The sequence below is a fragment of the Janibacter massiliensis genome (assembly GCF_900289115.1).
Taxonomy (GTDB): Bacteria; Actinomycetota; Actinomycetes; order Actinomycetales; family Dermatophilaceae; genus Janibacter_A; species Janibacter_A massiliensis.
The window spans coordinates 1,285,661-1,298,371 of record NZ_LT985196.1; the positions used below are offsets into that span (position 1 = coordinate 1,285,661).

Genomic DNA, 12,711 nt, shown 5'->3' on the forward strand with positions numbered 1-12,711 from the left:
CTGACCCATGCGCCCGCTCGATGTCTCCCTCTCGTAGCCTCTCTTTCTCCTTTTTTTTTGTCCATCCTCCTGCCCCCCCCTCGCTCTACCCCTCTCTATTCGTCGGCAGCGTCAGATGTGTATAAGCGCCAGGGGCCCGGCGCAGCGCCGCCGCGATCGCGGTCTGCGGGGCGAGGGCGTCGAGCGCGCGGCGGGCCGAGTGGCTCCCGGAGCTCGCGTCGTTCCCGACCCGGCCGAGCTCGTCCACGGCGCGCGCGGCAAGCCGGTCGAGCGCGCCGTCGTCCTGCCGCGCGAGCGCGTCGACGAGCTGCTCGAGCAGGGCGGCCGCCCGAGCCCGGACCGCCCGGCCGTCACGGGGCCGGGCGATCGGCTCCAGGGGTGGCACCCCCGTCCGGGCCCCGACCGCGGCGGGGAAGTGGATGTCGAAGACCTGGTCGAACGTCTCCCGCTGCCCCTCGCGGTGCAGGGTCGCGGCGGCGATCCCGGAGCGCAGGCGCTCGCGGTCGTCCAGGCCGAGGACGGTGATCACGGCCGCGGCGTCGGCGAGCTCGCTCGGCCCGGCATCGATCCCGTGCAGCCGCAGCGCCCGGCCGAGTGCGACGAGCCGCCCCGCGAGCGGGTCCGTGCTGCTCGCCGCGTCAGGCGCCATCGAGCGGGCGGTCGAGGTCAAGGGTCCGCACGGCGGTCTCGACGTCCTCCCGGTGCTTGAGGAGGACCCCGAGGGTGCGTCGCACGGTGGCGGGATCGAGGTCGGGCGAGTCCGCCCCGAGCGCGATGAGCGTGCGGGCCCAGTCGACCGTCTCGGACACCGACGGCGACTTCCGCAGCCGCATCCGGCGCAGGGCCGCGACGAGGCGGACGACCGATGCCGCGAGGGCATCGTCGATGCCCGGGACCGACAGCCGGACGATCCGCTCCTCGAGGCCCGCTTCGGGGTAGTCGATGTGGAGGTAGAGGCAACGACGGCGCAGCGCCTCGGACAGCTCCCGGGTCGCGTTCGAGGTGAGGACGACGAACGGGCGGTGCGCGGCGCGGATCGTCCCGAGCTCGGGGACGGTCACCTGGAAGTCCCCGAGGACCTCCAGCAGCAGCCCCTCGATCTCGACGTCGGCCTTGTCGAGCTCGTCGATGAGCAGCACGGTGGGCCGCGGGGAGCGGATGGCCTTGAGCAGCGGGCGGTCCAGGAGGAACTCGTCGGTGAAGAGGTCGTCGCGCACGGTCGACCAGTCGGCCTCGTCGGCGCCGCGCGCGTCGTGGTGGGCCCCGGCGGCGGTGATCCGCAGCAGCTGCTTGGCGTGGTTCCACTCGTACAGCGCGCGGGCCTCGTCGATGCCCTCGTAGCACTGGAGCCGGACGAGCTCTGCCTCCGTCGCCCGCGCGACCGCCGTGCTCAGTGCGGTCTTCCCGACGCCCGCCGGCCCCTCGACGAGCAGCGGCTTGCCGAGCGCGTCCGCCAGGAGAACCGTCGTCGCGATCTCCTCGCTCGCGAGGTAACCCACCCCCGCGAGGGCATCGGTCACGGCCTCGACGGAGGCGAAGCGGCGGTCGGTCGTCGGTCGGTCCACGGCTGCGACCCTATGCGGGACGCGACGGACCGCGCTGATCGATACCGTGTGGTCGACCGGGCCGAGGAGAGGAACCGACGTGGCAGACGAGGGCGAGCTGCGGCAGCGGATCGACCGCCTGCGGGCAATGGTCGCCGATCGCGATCGCAAGATCGCCCGCATGGACAACCAGCTCCGCGAGACGACCGACTGGGTCCGAGACCCCGAGCCGGTCGTCGCCCTCCCTGACGACGTCGAAGAGACGATCCGGCGGGTCCGCGAGGAGCGGCTGACGTACCTGCCCGAGGCCGAGCTGCGGGCCCTGGCCCGTCTGGCCGCCGCGCTGCCGGTGGGCGGCCGCGGCTGCGTCATCGAGGCCGGCGCCGCGCTGGGCGGGTCCTCGATCGTCCTCGGCTCCGCGCTGCGGGGGTCACGTCCGCTGTACGTCCACGACGTCTTCGGTCTCATCCCGCCGCCGTCCGAGCGTGACGGGACGGACGTGCAGGCGCGCTACGCGTCGATCGCCGCGGGGGAGTCGAAGGGGCTCGGTGGTGACACGTACTACGGCTACCGCGAGGACCTCGTCGGCGAGGTGCGGGAGTCGTTCGCCCGGCTCGGGGTGCCCGTCGAGCAGAACGACGTGCACCTCGTGCAGGGGCTGTTCGAGGACACGGTCACCGGCGACGAGCCAGTCGCCCTCGCCCACCTCGACGGGGACTGGTACGACTCGACGATGGTCTGCCTCGAACGGATCGTCCCGCGGCTGGTGCCCGGGGGCCGGGTCGTCGTCGACGACTACTGGTTCTGGTCCGGCGCCCGCGAGGCGGTCCGGGACTTCCTCGCCCGTACGCCTGGCCTGCGTGCCGAGTACCGGGCGCGCGTCCACCTCGTCCGGGAGGGCTGAGCCGTGGGCTTCGTCAACCCCTCCCGCGAGCACGCCCGCCGGTTCGCCGAGCGGGCGGCGGCCCGCGGGACCGACCGCACTTTCCGGGTGCTCGACGCGGGCGCCGGCTCGGCGCCGTACGCCGACCTCTTCGCCCACGTGACGTACGAGACGGCGGATGTCTGCCTCACCGAGGGCAAGGACTACTCCCACATCACGTACCGGGCGGACGTCGTCGACCTGCCCGTGCCGGACGCCTCCTACGACCTCGTGTGGTGCTCGCAGACCCTCGAGCACGTGCGCGACCCGGATGTCGCGCTCGCCGAGCTCCGCCGGGTGCTGCGTCCCGGAGGCGAGGCCTGGCTCACGGCGCCCTTCTTCTACGAGGAGCACGAGAAGCCGTGGGACTTCTGGCGCTTCAGCCGGTACGGCTGGGCCGAGCTCGCGCAGCGCGCCGACCTCGAGGTCGTCGAGATCGAGCCCATGGAGGGCTTCTACGGGATGCTCGCCTACGCCCTGCTCATGGGCGGTCGCCAGCTGCCGGACGAGCTCGCCGAGGGCCGGCGGGCGATGACCCGGATGTCGAAGCGGTTCGCCGAGCTCGACCTCGCCGACAAGCGCACCGACATCGGGATGTGCAAGAACTACCAGGTGATCCTGCGCCGCCCGGTCGACCGCGCCCGCTGATCACCCGGCGTCGCCGGTGACGACGTCGAACCATCCGACGCCGATCTCCGCGAGCAGCTCGCGCAGCAGGGGGAGGGAGAGTCCGACGACGGTGCTGGGGTCGCCCTCGACGCCCCGGACGAAGGGCGCACCGAGCCCGTCGAGGGTGAACGCCCCGGCGACGCGCAGCGGCTCGCCCGTGGCGACGTAGGCGTCGATCTCGGCGTCCGTGGGCTCGGCGAAGTGTACGGTCGTCGAGGACGTCGCGCCGAAGGTCGCGCCGGTGCCACCAGCGTCATCGCCGCGCTCGTCGACGATCCAGTGGCCGGTGTGCAGCACACCCTCCCGTCCGCGCATCGTGCGCCAGCGCTCCACCGCCTCCGCGGCGTCGGCGGGCTTGCCGTGGATCTCACCGTCGATCTCGAGGACGGAGTCGCAGCCGAGGACCACCGCGTCCTCCTCGACGTGCGCCGCAACGTCCTCGCACTTGGCTCGGGCGAGCAGGAGCGCGACGTCGGCCGGCTCGAGATCGCCGAAGCGCGCACGGGCGTCGGCCTCCACCGCGGGCTCGTCGACGTCGCTGACGCGGACGTCGGGCGCGACCCCGACCTGTCGGAGGAGGCTCGCCCGGGCGGGGGAGGCGGAGGCAAGGACGATGGTCATGGGGCCCACGCGGCGACGGTACCCCGGTGACGCGGGGACGCTCGCGCACCGGCCCGGGGATTTGACCGCGGTGAAAGGTGACCGCCAGGTAACCAAGCGATCTACGATCGGGGCACCGCGGTGTCCGCCGGGCCCGCCACTTCAACGACGAAGAGGAATCCCACGATGCGCCATTCCACCCGCACCCAGCCCGCACTCGCCGCCGGTCTCGCCGCGCTCGGCCTCGTCGCCGTCAGCGGGGCGGCCGCCCACGCCGGCGTCGCCGACGTCGAGGGGACGGCGGGTGCCCAGTCGATCCTCGGCCAGCCCGAGGCGCCCCGCCCGGCGTTCTACGAGCCGCCCGCGGACATCTCGGGCACCCCCGGCCAGATCATCCGATCCGCGGACGCGCCGCTGCTGCTCGACCCGCTCAAGCTGTCCGCGAGCACGGTGAGCGCCACCCGCGTCATGTACTCCTCGACCGACCGCCTCGGACGGCCGATCGCGGTCACCGGGACGATCTTCGTGCCGAAGACGGCGTGGACCGGTCCCGGCAAGCGCCCGGTCATCTCCTACGCCCCGGGTACGCAGGGCATGGCGGACCGCTGCGCGCCCTCGCGTCAGATGGCCGAGGGTTTCGAGTACGAGGGCATCTTCGCCGCAGGCCTCATCGCCGCCGGGTACGCCGTCGCGATGACGGACTACCAGGGCCTCGGGACCGACGGCTCGCACACGTACATGAACCGTGAGGTCCAGGGCCGGGTCGTGCTCGACATGGCGCGCGCCGCGAAGAGCGTCCCCGGCGCCGGCCTGTCCGACAGCCCCGTCGGGATCACCGGGTACTCCCAGGGCGGCGGGGCCGCTGCCTCGGCGGCCGAGCTGACCTCCACCTACGCCCCTGACCTGAACGTCAAGGGTGTCGTCGCCGGCGCCGTGCCCGCCGACCTCGGCCCGGTCGGGGCCAACCTCGACGGGTCGTTCTTCGTCGGCTTCCTCGGGTACGCGCTCATCGGGCTCGCCGCCGGGTACGACATCGACATGGCGCCGTACCTCAACGAGGCCGGGGCGACGACGCTCAAGGGCATCGAGAACACCTGCGTGCTCGAGGTGACGAAGTACGCGGGGACGAAGTCGTCGACCCTCACGGCGGACGGTCGCCCGCTCACGGCGTACTTCGACGAGGAGCCCTTCAAGTCCGTCCTCGCGGACAACAAGATCGGCAACCGTAAGCCGGCGCCGCCCGTCCTCGTCACGCACTCGCTCGCCGACGACGTCATCCCGTACTCGGTCGGCCGCGCGATGGCCAAGAGCTGGTGCGAGAAGGGCGCGAACGTCCGGTTCCGCCCGATCCTCGCCCCGACGCACATCGGCGGCGCGCTCCCGACGTCCACGGATGCGCTCCTGTTCTTCAAGGCGCGCTTCGCCGGGGTCAAGCAGCTGAGCAACTGCTGGGCGCTGAGCTGACGCACGCGCGGTGACGACACCGGCCCCGGTCCCGCGAGTGCGGGGCCGGGGCCGGTGTCGTGAGGTCAGCGGGGCAGGCCGGAGGCCCACCACCCGCCCGGACCGGGGTGGACCGGGTGGCGGACGAGGCGGGCCCGGTCGGTCCATCGGGACGGGCGGGGAGCCTCCTGCGGCTCCCCGCCGCCGAGTCCGGCGAGGATCGCCGTGAGCACGGCGATCTCCTCCGCGCTCGCGTTCCCGAGGACCTGGAGGACGGGGCCGGCCTGGTCGGCCGCAGTGTCGTTCGGGGCGGCGGTCACAGCGGGATGTTCCCGTGCTTCTTGGCCGGGAGCGTCGCCCGCTTCGTCCGCAGCGCCCGCAGCGCACGCGTGACGTTCATCCGGGTGTTGCTCGGCGTGATGACCGTGTCGATGTACCCGCGCTCGGCCGCGACGTACGGGTTGGCCAGGGCGTCCTCGTACTCGGTGATGAACGCCTGGCGCGCGGCCTCGACGTCCTCGCCCTTCTCCTGAGCCTCCGCGAGCTGCTTGCGGTAGAGGATGTTCACCGCGCCCTGCGCGCCCATGACGGCGATCTGCGCGGTCGGCCACGCGAGGTTGATGTCCGCCCCGAGGTGCTTGGAGCCCATGACGTCGTAGGCGCCGCCGTACGCCTTGCGCGTGATGACGGTGACGAGCGGGACCGTCGCCTCGGAGTAGGCGTAGATGAGCTTCGCGCCGCGGCGGATGATGCCGTCCCACTCCTGGTCGGTGCCCGGGAGGAAGCCCGGCACGTCGACGAAGGTGAGGACCGGCACGTTGAACGCGTCGCACGTCCGCACGAAGCGGGCGGCCTTCTCGGAGGCGTCGATGTCGAGCGTCCCGGCGAACTGCATCGGGTTGCTCGCGACGACGCCGACGCTGCGGCCCTCGACCCGGCCGAAACCGATGATGAGGTTCGGGGCGAAGAGCGGCTGGACCTCGAGGAACTCGCCGTCGTCGAGCACCTTCTCGATGACGGTGTGCATGTCGTACGGGGTGTTCGGGCTGTCCGGGATGAGCGTGTCGAGCTCGAGGTCCTCGGCCGTGACGGTGAGGTCCTGCTCCTCGCCGAAGACCGGCGGCTCCTCCATGTTGTTGCTCGGCAGGTACGACAGGAGCGCCTTGACGTACTCGATGGCGTCGTCCTCGTCGGTGCCCATGTAGTGCGCGACGCCCGACTTCGTGTTGTGCGTGCGCGCCCCGCCGAGATCCTCGAAGGCGACGTCCTCGCCGGTGACGGTCTTGATGACGTCCGGGCCCGTGATGAACATGTGCGAGGTCTGGTCGACCATGACCGTGAAGTCGGTGACGGCCGGCGAGTACACGGCGCCGCCCGCGCACGGGCCCATGATGAGCGAGATCTGGGGGATGACGCCCGAGGCGTGGACGTTCCGGCGGAAGATCTCGCCGTAGAGGCCGAGGGAGGCGACGCCCTCCTGGATCCGGGCGCCACCGGAGTCGTTGAGGCCGATGACCGGGCAGCCGGTCTTCATCGCCAGGTCCATGACCTTGCAGATCTTCTCGCCGAAGACCTCGCCGAGCGAGCCGCCGAAGACGGTGAAGTCCTGGGCGAAGACGCAGACGGGGCGGCCGTCGACCGTGCCGTAGCCGGTGACGACGCCGTCGCCGTACGGGCGGTTCTTCTCCTGCCCGAACGCGGTGCTGCGGTGGCGGGCGTACTTGTCGAGCTCGATGAACGAGCCCTCGTCGAGGAGCTTCTCGATGCGCTCGCGGGCCGTCATCTTGCCCTTGGCGTGCTGCTTCTCGACCGCACGCTCGGAGCCGGCGTTCGCGACCTCCGCCACGCGGCGCTTGAGGTCAGCCAGCTTGCCCGCGGTGGTGTGGGTGTCGATGTCCTGCGGGACGTCGGTCCCCCCGATCGCCGTGGCGTCGGTCGTCTGCACGTCGGTGGTCTCGGCCATGGGGGTGAGCCTATCGTCGGAAGGGTGGACGATCGCCTCGACCTCTCCCACGTGAGACGCCGGTTCGGAGCCGAGGGGGACGGTCCGATCGGCGCGTGGACGTCCGTGACGGTCCTCGAGCGGGTCGGGTCGAGCAACGTCTGGTTGCGGGAGCACGGACGGGTCGGTGACGTCGTCGTCGCGCTCGAGCAGACCGCCGGGCGGGGACGGCTCGGGCGGGTCTGGGACCACGTCCCGGGTGCGGGCCTGGCGGTCTCGGCGATGCTGCCGCGGCCGGTCGGCGCCGACGACCTGCCCGTCGTCCCGCTGCGGGTCGGGCTCGCGCTGCATCGGGCGGTCGGCGCCCTCGGCCTGCGCACGACCGCGCTCAAGTGGCCCAACGACCTCCTCGCCGCCGACGGCCGCAAGCTCGCCGGTGTCCTGTGCGAGCTGACGCCTGCGGGGGTCGTCGCCGGATGGGGGCTCAACCTCGCCCACGAGGCCGACCAGCTGCCCGTCCCGGAGGCGACCTCCCTCCGGCTCGCGGGCCTGAGCACCACCCGGGAGGAGGTCCTGGCCGCCTGGCTCGCCGAGACCGAGGTCCTGCTGACGATGCCGCGCACGGCGGTGCTCGAGGAGTACCGCCGGGCGTGCGCGACGGTGGGCTCGCAGGTCGCGGTGACCCTGCCCGGTGGAGAGGTGCTCGCCGGGGTCGCTGGCGGGCTCGACGAGATCGGGCGCCTTCGCGTTCGGGTCGGGGAGCGGTGGGTTACGGTGGGCTCTGGTGACGTGGTTCACACCAGGATGACCCGGCGACCGGAGGAGAGGCCCGAGGATGACGGCCCAGCCCCGCCCGCCGCAGACCCCGGCTGAGCGACCCAGGGTCGAGCTGGACCGCGACTCGATCGAGCTCGCCCTCCTCGGGCCGCCGACGACCATGGGGCGCCGCGACGTGTCCCGGGCCACCGGGGCCAGCATCCTCACCGCTCGACGCTTCTGGCACGCGATGGGGTTCCCGCTCGTCCAGGACGAGGACGCGCTCTTCACCGAGGCCGACCGCACGGCCCTGGCCGACGTCGGTGCGCTCGTGCGCGCGGGGGCCGTCGACGAGGAGCTCGCCCTCGCGATGACGCGGGCCCTTGCCCGCACGATGGACCGGCTCGCCCTGTGGCAGACCCAGCTGACGGCCGAGTACGTCGCGGGGGCGGACCCGGTGGACGACGAGGCCGCCTCGGCGACGCGTGGTCCCGCGGGGCTCGACCCCGAGACGGCGGCGGACGCGGCGGTGCTCATCACCTCGCTCGCCGACGACATCGAGCCGCTCGTCACCTACGTCTGGCGCCGCCAGCTCGCCCAGGCGGTCTCGCGCATGCTCTCGGACGCCACCCCGGAGGCCGAGTCCGGAGGCATGGTGCGGGCGGTCGGGTTCGCCGACCTCGTCGGGTTCACGGCGATCGTCAACCGCCTGAGCGAGCGTGAGCTCGGTGTCCTCGTCCAGCGCTTCGAGGTGCTGTGCTCGGACGTCGTCACGGCCCACGGGGGCCGGGTCGTCAAGACCGTGGGCGACGAGGTGATGTTCCAGACGACGACGGTCGGGACGGCGGCCGCGATCGCCACGGACCTCGTCGCGGCGATCGGCGAGGACGACCTCCTGCCCCCGGTGCGCCTGGGGATGGCGCTGGGTGCGGTGCTGCCGCGCCTGGGGGACGTGTTCGGGACGACGGTCAACCGGGCGAGCCGGCTGACGGCGGTCGCCGAGCCCGGCATGATCCTCGTCGACGACGCCTTCGCCGGGGAGATCGGCAACGTCTCGGGATTCGTCGCGGTGACGGACCGGCCCCGAGAGCTGCGCGGGATCGGCGAGGTCGTGCCCTCGCGGCTCACGCGCTCGCGCGGCGCCCGGGCCGAGGACGGTCCCGCGCGTTTCCCGCTGGGCGCCCCGCACTGACGACCGCGCCCCGAGCCCAGCGGCGCCGGGTCGGAACGGGCCGGGCGTGTCCCTCCTGACGGATATCCTCGCGGCCGTGACATCTCCCGAGCCCACGAGCACCGCCCGGCGCGCCCCCGGTGGCTTCCCCGTCGTCGGTATCGTCGGTGGTGGCCAGCTCGCCCGGATGTGCGCCGGGCCGGCCGCCGAGCTCGGCCTCACCCTCTCCGTCCTGTCGGAGTCTCCGGAGGCGGCGGCGGCGCTCGTCGTCCCGCACGCGCCGGTCGGTGACCACACCGACGTCGAGACGGTCCGTGCCTGGGCGCGCGGCTGCGACGTCGTCACCTTCGACCACGAGCACGTCCCGCAGGAGGTCCTCGCCGCCCTCGTCTCCGACGGGGTCGCGGTGCATCCGGGGCCGGAGGCCCTGCGGCACGCCCAGGACAAGCTCGTCATGCGCGAGGCGCTGACCGCCCTCGGCCTGCCCTGCCCGCGGTGGACCCGCGCAAGGGACCTGGCGACCGTCGACGCGTTCGCGGCGCAGGTCGGCGACGTCGTCGTCAAGACCCCGACCGGGGGGTACGACGGCAAGGGCGTGCTCCTCGTCCGCCGGGACGACGCCCGCGCGCGCGCCACTCTGGAGAACTGGGTCGCCCGGGCGGACGGCGCCGACCTGCTCGTCGAGGAGGCCGTCGCGTTCGAGCGCGAGCTCGCCGTCCTCGTCGCCCGGAGCCCGAGCGGGCAGGCCTCCGCGTGGCCGGTCGTGGAGACGGTCCAGACCGACGGCATCTGCACCGAGGTCCTCGCGCCGGCACCCGGGGTCACCGAGGACGAGGCCGCGCAGGCCATGGCGATCGGTCTCGAGGTGGCCGGCGCGCTCGAGGTCACCGGCGTGCTCGCCGTCGAGCTCTTCGAGGTCGTCATCGACGGGGAGCACGGGCTGCTCGTCAACGAGCTCGCGATGCGCCCGCACAACTCGGGCCACTGGACGATGGACGGCGCGGTGACGGGGCAGTTCGAGCAGCACCTGCGCGCCGTCCTCGACCTGCCGCTCGGCGACCCGTCGGCGCGCGCGCCGTGGACGGTCATGGCGAACGTCCTCGGGGGCGAGCCCACCGACCTCTACCCGACGTACCGCCACCTCATGGCCCGCGATCCCGGGCTGCGCCTGCACCTCTACGGCAAGGGCGTCCGTCCCGGCCGGAAGATCGGCCACGCGACGGTCTTCGGGGACGACCTGGCCTCCTTGCGCGACCGGGCCCGCCATGCGGCCGACTACATCGAAGGAGTCATCGATGAGTGACACCCAGCCCCTGGCCGGGATCGTCATGGGCAGCGACAGCGACTGGCCGACGATGGAGGCCGCGGCCCGGGCGCTGACCGAGCTCGACGTACCGCACGAGGTCGACGTCGTCTCCGCGCACCGGATGCCGACGGAGATGATCGACTACGGCCGCACCTCGGCCGATCGCGGTCTGCGGGTCATCATCGCCGGCGCGGGGGGCGCGGCCCACCTGCCGGGGATGCTCGCCTCCGTGACGCCCCTGCCGGTCATCGGCGTGCCCGTGCCGCTCAAGCATCTCGACGGGCTCGACTCGCTCCTGTCGATCGTCCAGATGCCGGCGGGGGTGCCCGTCGCCACCGTCTCCGTCGGCGGCGCGCGCAACGCCGGGCTGCTCGCGGCCCGGATCCTCGGGGCCGGCGAAGGCCCCGAGGCGCGCCGCCTTCGTACCGCGATGCTCGAGCTGCAGGACGACCTGCGCGCCCAGGCGACCGAGAAGGGACGGCGCCTGCGGGCCTCCCTCGGCCGCGACTGAGGGGTCCTGCTCAGCCGCGGGTCGCCACCCGGGGCCACTCGATCCGCGGGCAGGTGTCCATGACGACCTCGAGCCCGGCCTCGGCGGCGCGGGCGGCGACCGCCTCGTCGACGACCCCGAGCTGGAGCCAGACCGCGCCGATCCCCAACCGGTCGCGCTGCGCGATCACCTCGTCGACGACGGCACCGACCCGCTCGCTCGCGACGAAGCAGTCGACGACGTCGATCCGGGTGCCCTCGGGAATGTCGGAGAGCGAGGCGTACGCCGGGTCGCCGTCGACCGCCTCGGCCGCGGGGTGGATCGGAACGATGGTCGCCCCCCGCTCGTGCTTGAGCCAGCGTGCGACCCCGTGCGCCGGTCGCGCGGTGTTCCGGCTCAGCCCCACGACCGCCCAGGTGCCCGGATCGGTGAGCCGCCGGCGGATGACGGCCGGGTCGTTCACGTGCGGGGTGCGGGTCTCGTTCGTCACCACCCCAGTGAACGCTCCGCCACGGTGTCGGCGCAACGCGCCGGGGCGAGCGGTGGGCAGGGTCGCCCCGGCCCCTTCGGCATAATGCGGCGGAGCACTGCACGGTGGCGGCCCTCCCCGGAGCCGGGGGAGACCCCGCCCGGGTCGGGCGCGGACCGTGCTCCACCGCTGAGAGGTCAGGCAACAGTGAAGATCGCAGTCGTCGGAACGGGGTACGTGGGGCTGTCGATGGCCGTCCTGCTCTCGCAGCACCACGAGGTCGTCTCGCTCGACATCGTCCCCGAGCGGGTCGCGATGCTCAACGACCGACGCAGCCCGATCACCGACGCCGAGATCAGCGACTTCCTCGCCAACCGTGACCTGAACCTGCGCGCGACCCTCGACCCGTCCGAGGCCTACGAGGGTGCGCAGTACGTCGTCATCGCCACCCCGACGAACTACGACCCCGACACGAACGCGTTCGACACCTCGACCGTCGAGGGGGTCGTCGCGGACGTCACACGGATCAACCCCGACGCGGTCATGGTCATCAAGTCGACGATCCCCGTCGGCTTCACCGCCGGCCTGCGCGAGCGCACCGGCTGCGAGAACGTCATCTTCAGCCCGGAGTTCCTCCGCGAGGGCAAGGCGCTGCAGGACAACCTCGAGCCGAGCCGCATCGTCGTCGGCGAGGTCTCCGACCGGGCTCGGCGTTTCGCGGACCTGCTCCTCGAGGGAGCGACGAAGAAGGACGTCCCCGTGCTGCTCACCGACTCGACGGAGGCCGAGGCGATCAAGCTCTTCGCCAACACGTACCTCGCGATGCGCGTCGCGTACTTCAACGAGCTCGACACGTTCGCGGCGACGCACGGGCTCGACACCCGCCAGATCATCGACGGCGTCGGTCTCGACCCCCGCATCGGGGCGCACTACAACAACCCGAGCTTCGGCTACGGCGGCTACTGCCTGCCCAAGGACACGAAGCAGATGCTCGCGAACTACCGCGACATCCCGCAGAACCTCATCGGTGCGATCGTCGACTCCAACGCCACCCGGATGGACTTCGTCGCCAACGACATCCTCCGCCGGGAGCCCAGGACCGTCGGGGTGCACCGCCTGATCATGAAGGCGGGCTCCGACAACTTCCGGGCGAGCAGCATCCAGGGCGTCATGGAGCGCCTGCAGCAGGGCGGGGTCGAGCTCCTCGTCTTCGAGCCCGAGCTCGACGCGGCGGACTTCATGGGCGCGCGCGTGGTGCGGGACCTCCGGGAGTTCATCGACGCGTCCGACGTCATCATCGCCAACCGGATGACGGAGGAGCTCGACCCGGTTGCCGACAAGGTCTACACGCGGGATCTCTTCGGCCGCGACAGCTGACGCGGCGGGGATCCCGCCCGTA

The 12,711-nt window shown here is 72.7% G+C and carries 14 protein-coding genes; 8 read left to right on the forward strand and 6 right to left on the reverse strand.

Annotated elements, in window-relative coordinates; translation table 11 throughout:
- Positions 1 to 85 precede the first annotated feature (85 nt).
- Entirely contained in the window at positions 86 to 649 is a 564-nt protein-coding gene (locus DAA34_RS06245) for a hypothetical protein (protein ID WP_158707644.1), read from the reverse strand.
- A complete protein-coding gene (locus DAA34_RS06250) occupies positions 639 to 1,565 on the reverse strand; it encodes an AAA family ATPase (RefSeq protein ID WP_234354138.1) in 927 nt (308 codons plus the stop codon). The genes DAA34_RS06245 and DAA34_RS06250 overlap by 11 nt, the downstream gene beginning before the upstream one ends.
- Before the next feature lie 79 nt (positions 1,566 to 1,644).
- On the opposite strand from DAA34_RS06250, the gene DAA34_RS06255 reads away from it, so the two are divergent.
- Together DAA34_RS06255 and DAA34_RS06260 are read left to right on the forward strand one after the other, a co-directional pair.
- Complete coding sequence (locus DAA34_RS06255) at positions 1,645 to 2,448, forward strand: TylF/MycF/NovP-related O-methyltransferase (protein ID WP_234354139.1); 804 nt, start codon at positions 1,645 to 1,647, stop codon at positions 2,446 to 2,448.
- Positions 2,449 to 2,451: 3 nt separating this feature from the next.
- The gene (locus DAA34_RS06260; protein ID WP_106818081.1) at positions 2,452 to 3,114 is read left to right on the forward strand and encodes a class I SAM-dependent methyltransferase; all 663 of its coding nucleotides are present in this window, start codon (positions 2,452 to 2,454) and stop codon (positions 3,112 to 3,114) included.
- On the opposite strand, the gene DAA34_RS06265 is transcribed toward DAA34_RS06260, so the two are convergent.
- Positions 3,115 to 3,756 (reverse strand): Maf family protein, encoded by a 642-nt coding sequence (locus DAA34_RS06265; RefSeq protein ID WP_106819885.1) that lies wholly within the window; start codon positions 3,754 to 3,756, stop codon positions 3,115 to 3,117.
- A gap of 165 nt (positions 3,757 to 3,921) precedes the next feature.
- On the opposite strand from DAA34_RS06265, the gene DAA34_RS06270 reads away from it, so the two are divergent.
- A complete protein-coding gene (locus DAA34_RS06270; protein WP_106818082.1) occupies positions 3,922 to 5,199 on the forward strand; it encodes a lipase family protein in 1,278 nt (425 codons plus the stop codon).
- Positions 5,200 to 5,264: 65 nt separating this feature from the next.
- Here DAA34_RS06270 and DAA34_RS06275 read toward each other — a convergent pair whose 3' ends face one another.
- Together DAA34_RS06275 and DAA34_RS06280 are read right to left on the reverse strand one after the other, a co-directional pair.
- Positions 5,265 to 5,498 carry an acyl-CoA carboxylase subunit epsilon gene (locus DAA34_RS06275; protein WP_106818083.1) on the reverse strand — a complete coding sequence of 78 codons (234 nt, stop codon included), beginning with the start codon at positions 5,496 to 5,498 and terminating at the stop codon, positions 5,265 to 5,267.
- A complete protein-coding gene (locus DAA34_RS06280) occupies positions 5,495 to 7,141 on the reverse strand; it encodes an acyl-CoA carboxylase subunit beta (protein ID WP_106818084.1) in 1,647 nt (548 codons plus the stop codon). Before DAA34_RS06280 ends, DAA34_RS06275 begins: the two co-directional genes overlap by 4 nt.
- Positions 7,142 to 7,165: 24 nt before the next feature.
- On the opposite strand from DAA34_RS06280, the gene DAA34_RS06285 reads away from it, so the two are divergent.
- The 4 genes from DAA34_RS06285 (at position 7,166) to purE (ending at position 10,864) form a co-directional block, all read left to right on the forward strand.
- A complete protein-coding gene (locus DAA34_RS06285; protein WP_158707646.1) occupies positions 7,166 to 7,993 on the forward strand; it encodes a biotin--[acetyl-CoA-carboxylase] ligase in 828 nt (275 codons plus the stop codon).
- Positions 7,956 to 9,068 (forward strand): adenylate/guanylate cyclase domain-containing protein, encoded by a 1,113-nt coding sequence (locus DAA34_RS06290; protein ID WP_106818086.1) that lies wholly within the window; start codon positions 7,956 to 7,958, stop codon positions 9,066 to 9,068. Before DAA34_RS06285 ends, DAA34_RS06290 begins: the two co-directional genes overlap by 38 nt.
- 76 nt (positions 9,069 to 9,144) lie before the next feature.
- Complete coding sequence (locus tag DAA34_RS06295) at positions 9,145 to 10,350, forward strand: 5-(carboxyamino)imidazole ribonucleotide synthase (protein WP_106819887.1); 1,206 nt, start codon at positions 9,145 to 9,147, stop codon at positions 10,348 to 10,350.
- Positions 10,343 to 10,864: a 5-(carboxyamino)imidazole ribonucleotide mutase gene (gene purE / locus DAA34_RS06300; protein ID WP_106818087.1), complete on the forward strand. Its 522-nt coding sequence runs from the start codon at positions 10,343 to 10,345 to the stop codon at positions 10,862 to 10,864. Before DAA34_RS06295 ends, purE begins: the two co-directional genes overlap by 8 nt.
- A 10-nt stretch (positions 10,865 to 10,874) precedes the next feature.
- Here the strand turns inward: purE and DAA34_RS06305 are convergent, their stop codons facing one another.
- Positions 10,875 to 11,333 (reverse strand): CoA-binding protein, encoded by a 459-nt coding sequence (locus tag DAA34_RS06305; protein WP_106819889.1) that lies wholly within the window; start codon positions 11,331 to 11,333, stop codon positions 10,875 to 10,877.
- 186 nt (positions 11,334 to 11,519) lie between these two features.
- Here DAA34_RS06305 and DAA34_RS06310 point away from each other — a divergent pair, with 186 nt between their 5' ends.
- Positions 11,520 to 12,689: a nucleotide sugar dehydrogenase gene (locus tag DAA34_RS06310; RefSeq protein ID WP_106818088.1), complete on the forward strand. Its 1,170-nt coding sequence runs from the start codon at positions 11,520 to 11,522 to the stop codon at positions 12,687 to 12,689.
- Positions 12,690 to 12,711 lie beyond the last annotated feature (22 nt).

What these genes read in the sequence shown, in the direction of transcription:
- DAA34_RS06270 (WP_106818082.1), top strand. Translation starts at nt 3,922, where the DNA reads ATGCGCCATTCCACCCGCACCCAGCCCGCACTCGCCGCCGGTCTCGCC.
- DAA34_RS06280 (WP_106818084.1), bottom strand. Translation starts at nt 7,141, where the DNA reads ATGGCCGAGACCACCGACGTGCAGACGACCGACGCCACGGCGATCGGG.
- DAA34_RS06290 (WP_106818086.1), top strand. Translation starts at nt 7,956, where the DNA reads ATGACGGCCCAGCCCCGCCCGCCGCAGACCCCGGCTGAGCGACCCAGG.
- purE (WP_106818087.1), top strand. Translation starts at nt 10,343, where the DNA reads ATGAGTGACACCCAGCCCCTGGCCGGGATCGTCATGGGCAGCGACAGC.
- DAA34_RS06245 (WP_158707644.1), bottom strand. Translation starts at nt 649, where the DNA reads ATGGCGCCTGACGCGGCGAGCAGCACGGACCCGCTCGCGGGGCGGCTC.
- DAA34_RS06265 (WP_106819885.1), bottom strand. Translation starts at nt 3,756, where the DNA reads ATGACCATCGTCCTTGCCTCCGCCTCCCCCGCCCGGGCGAGCCTCCTC.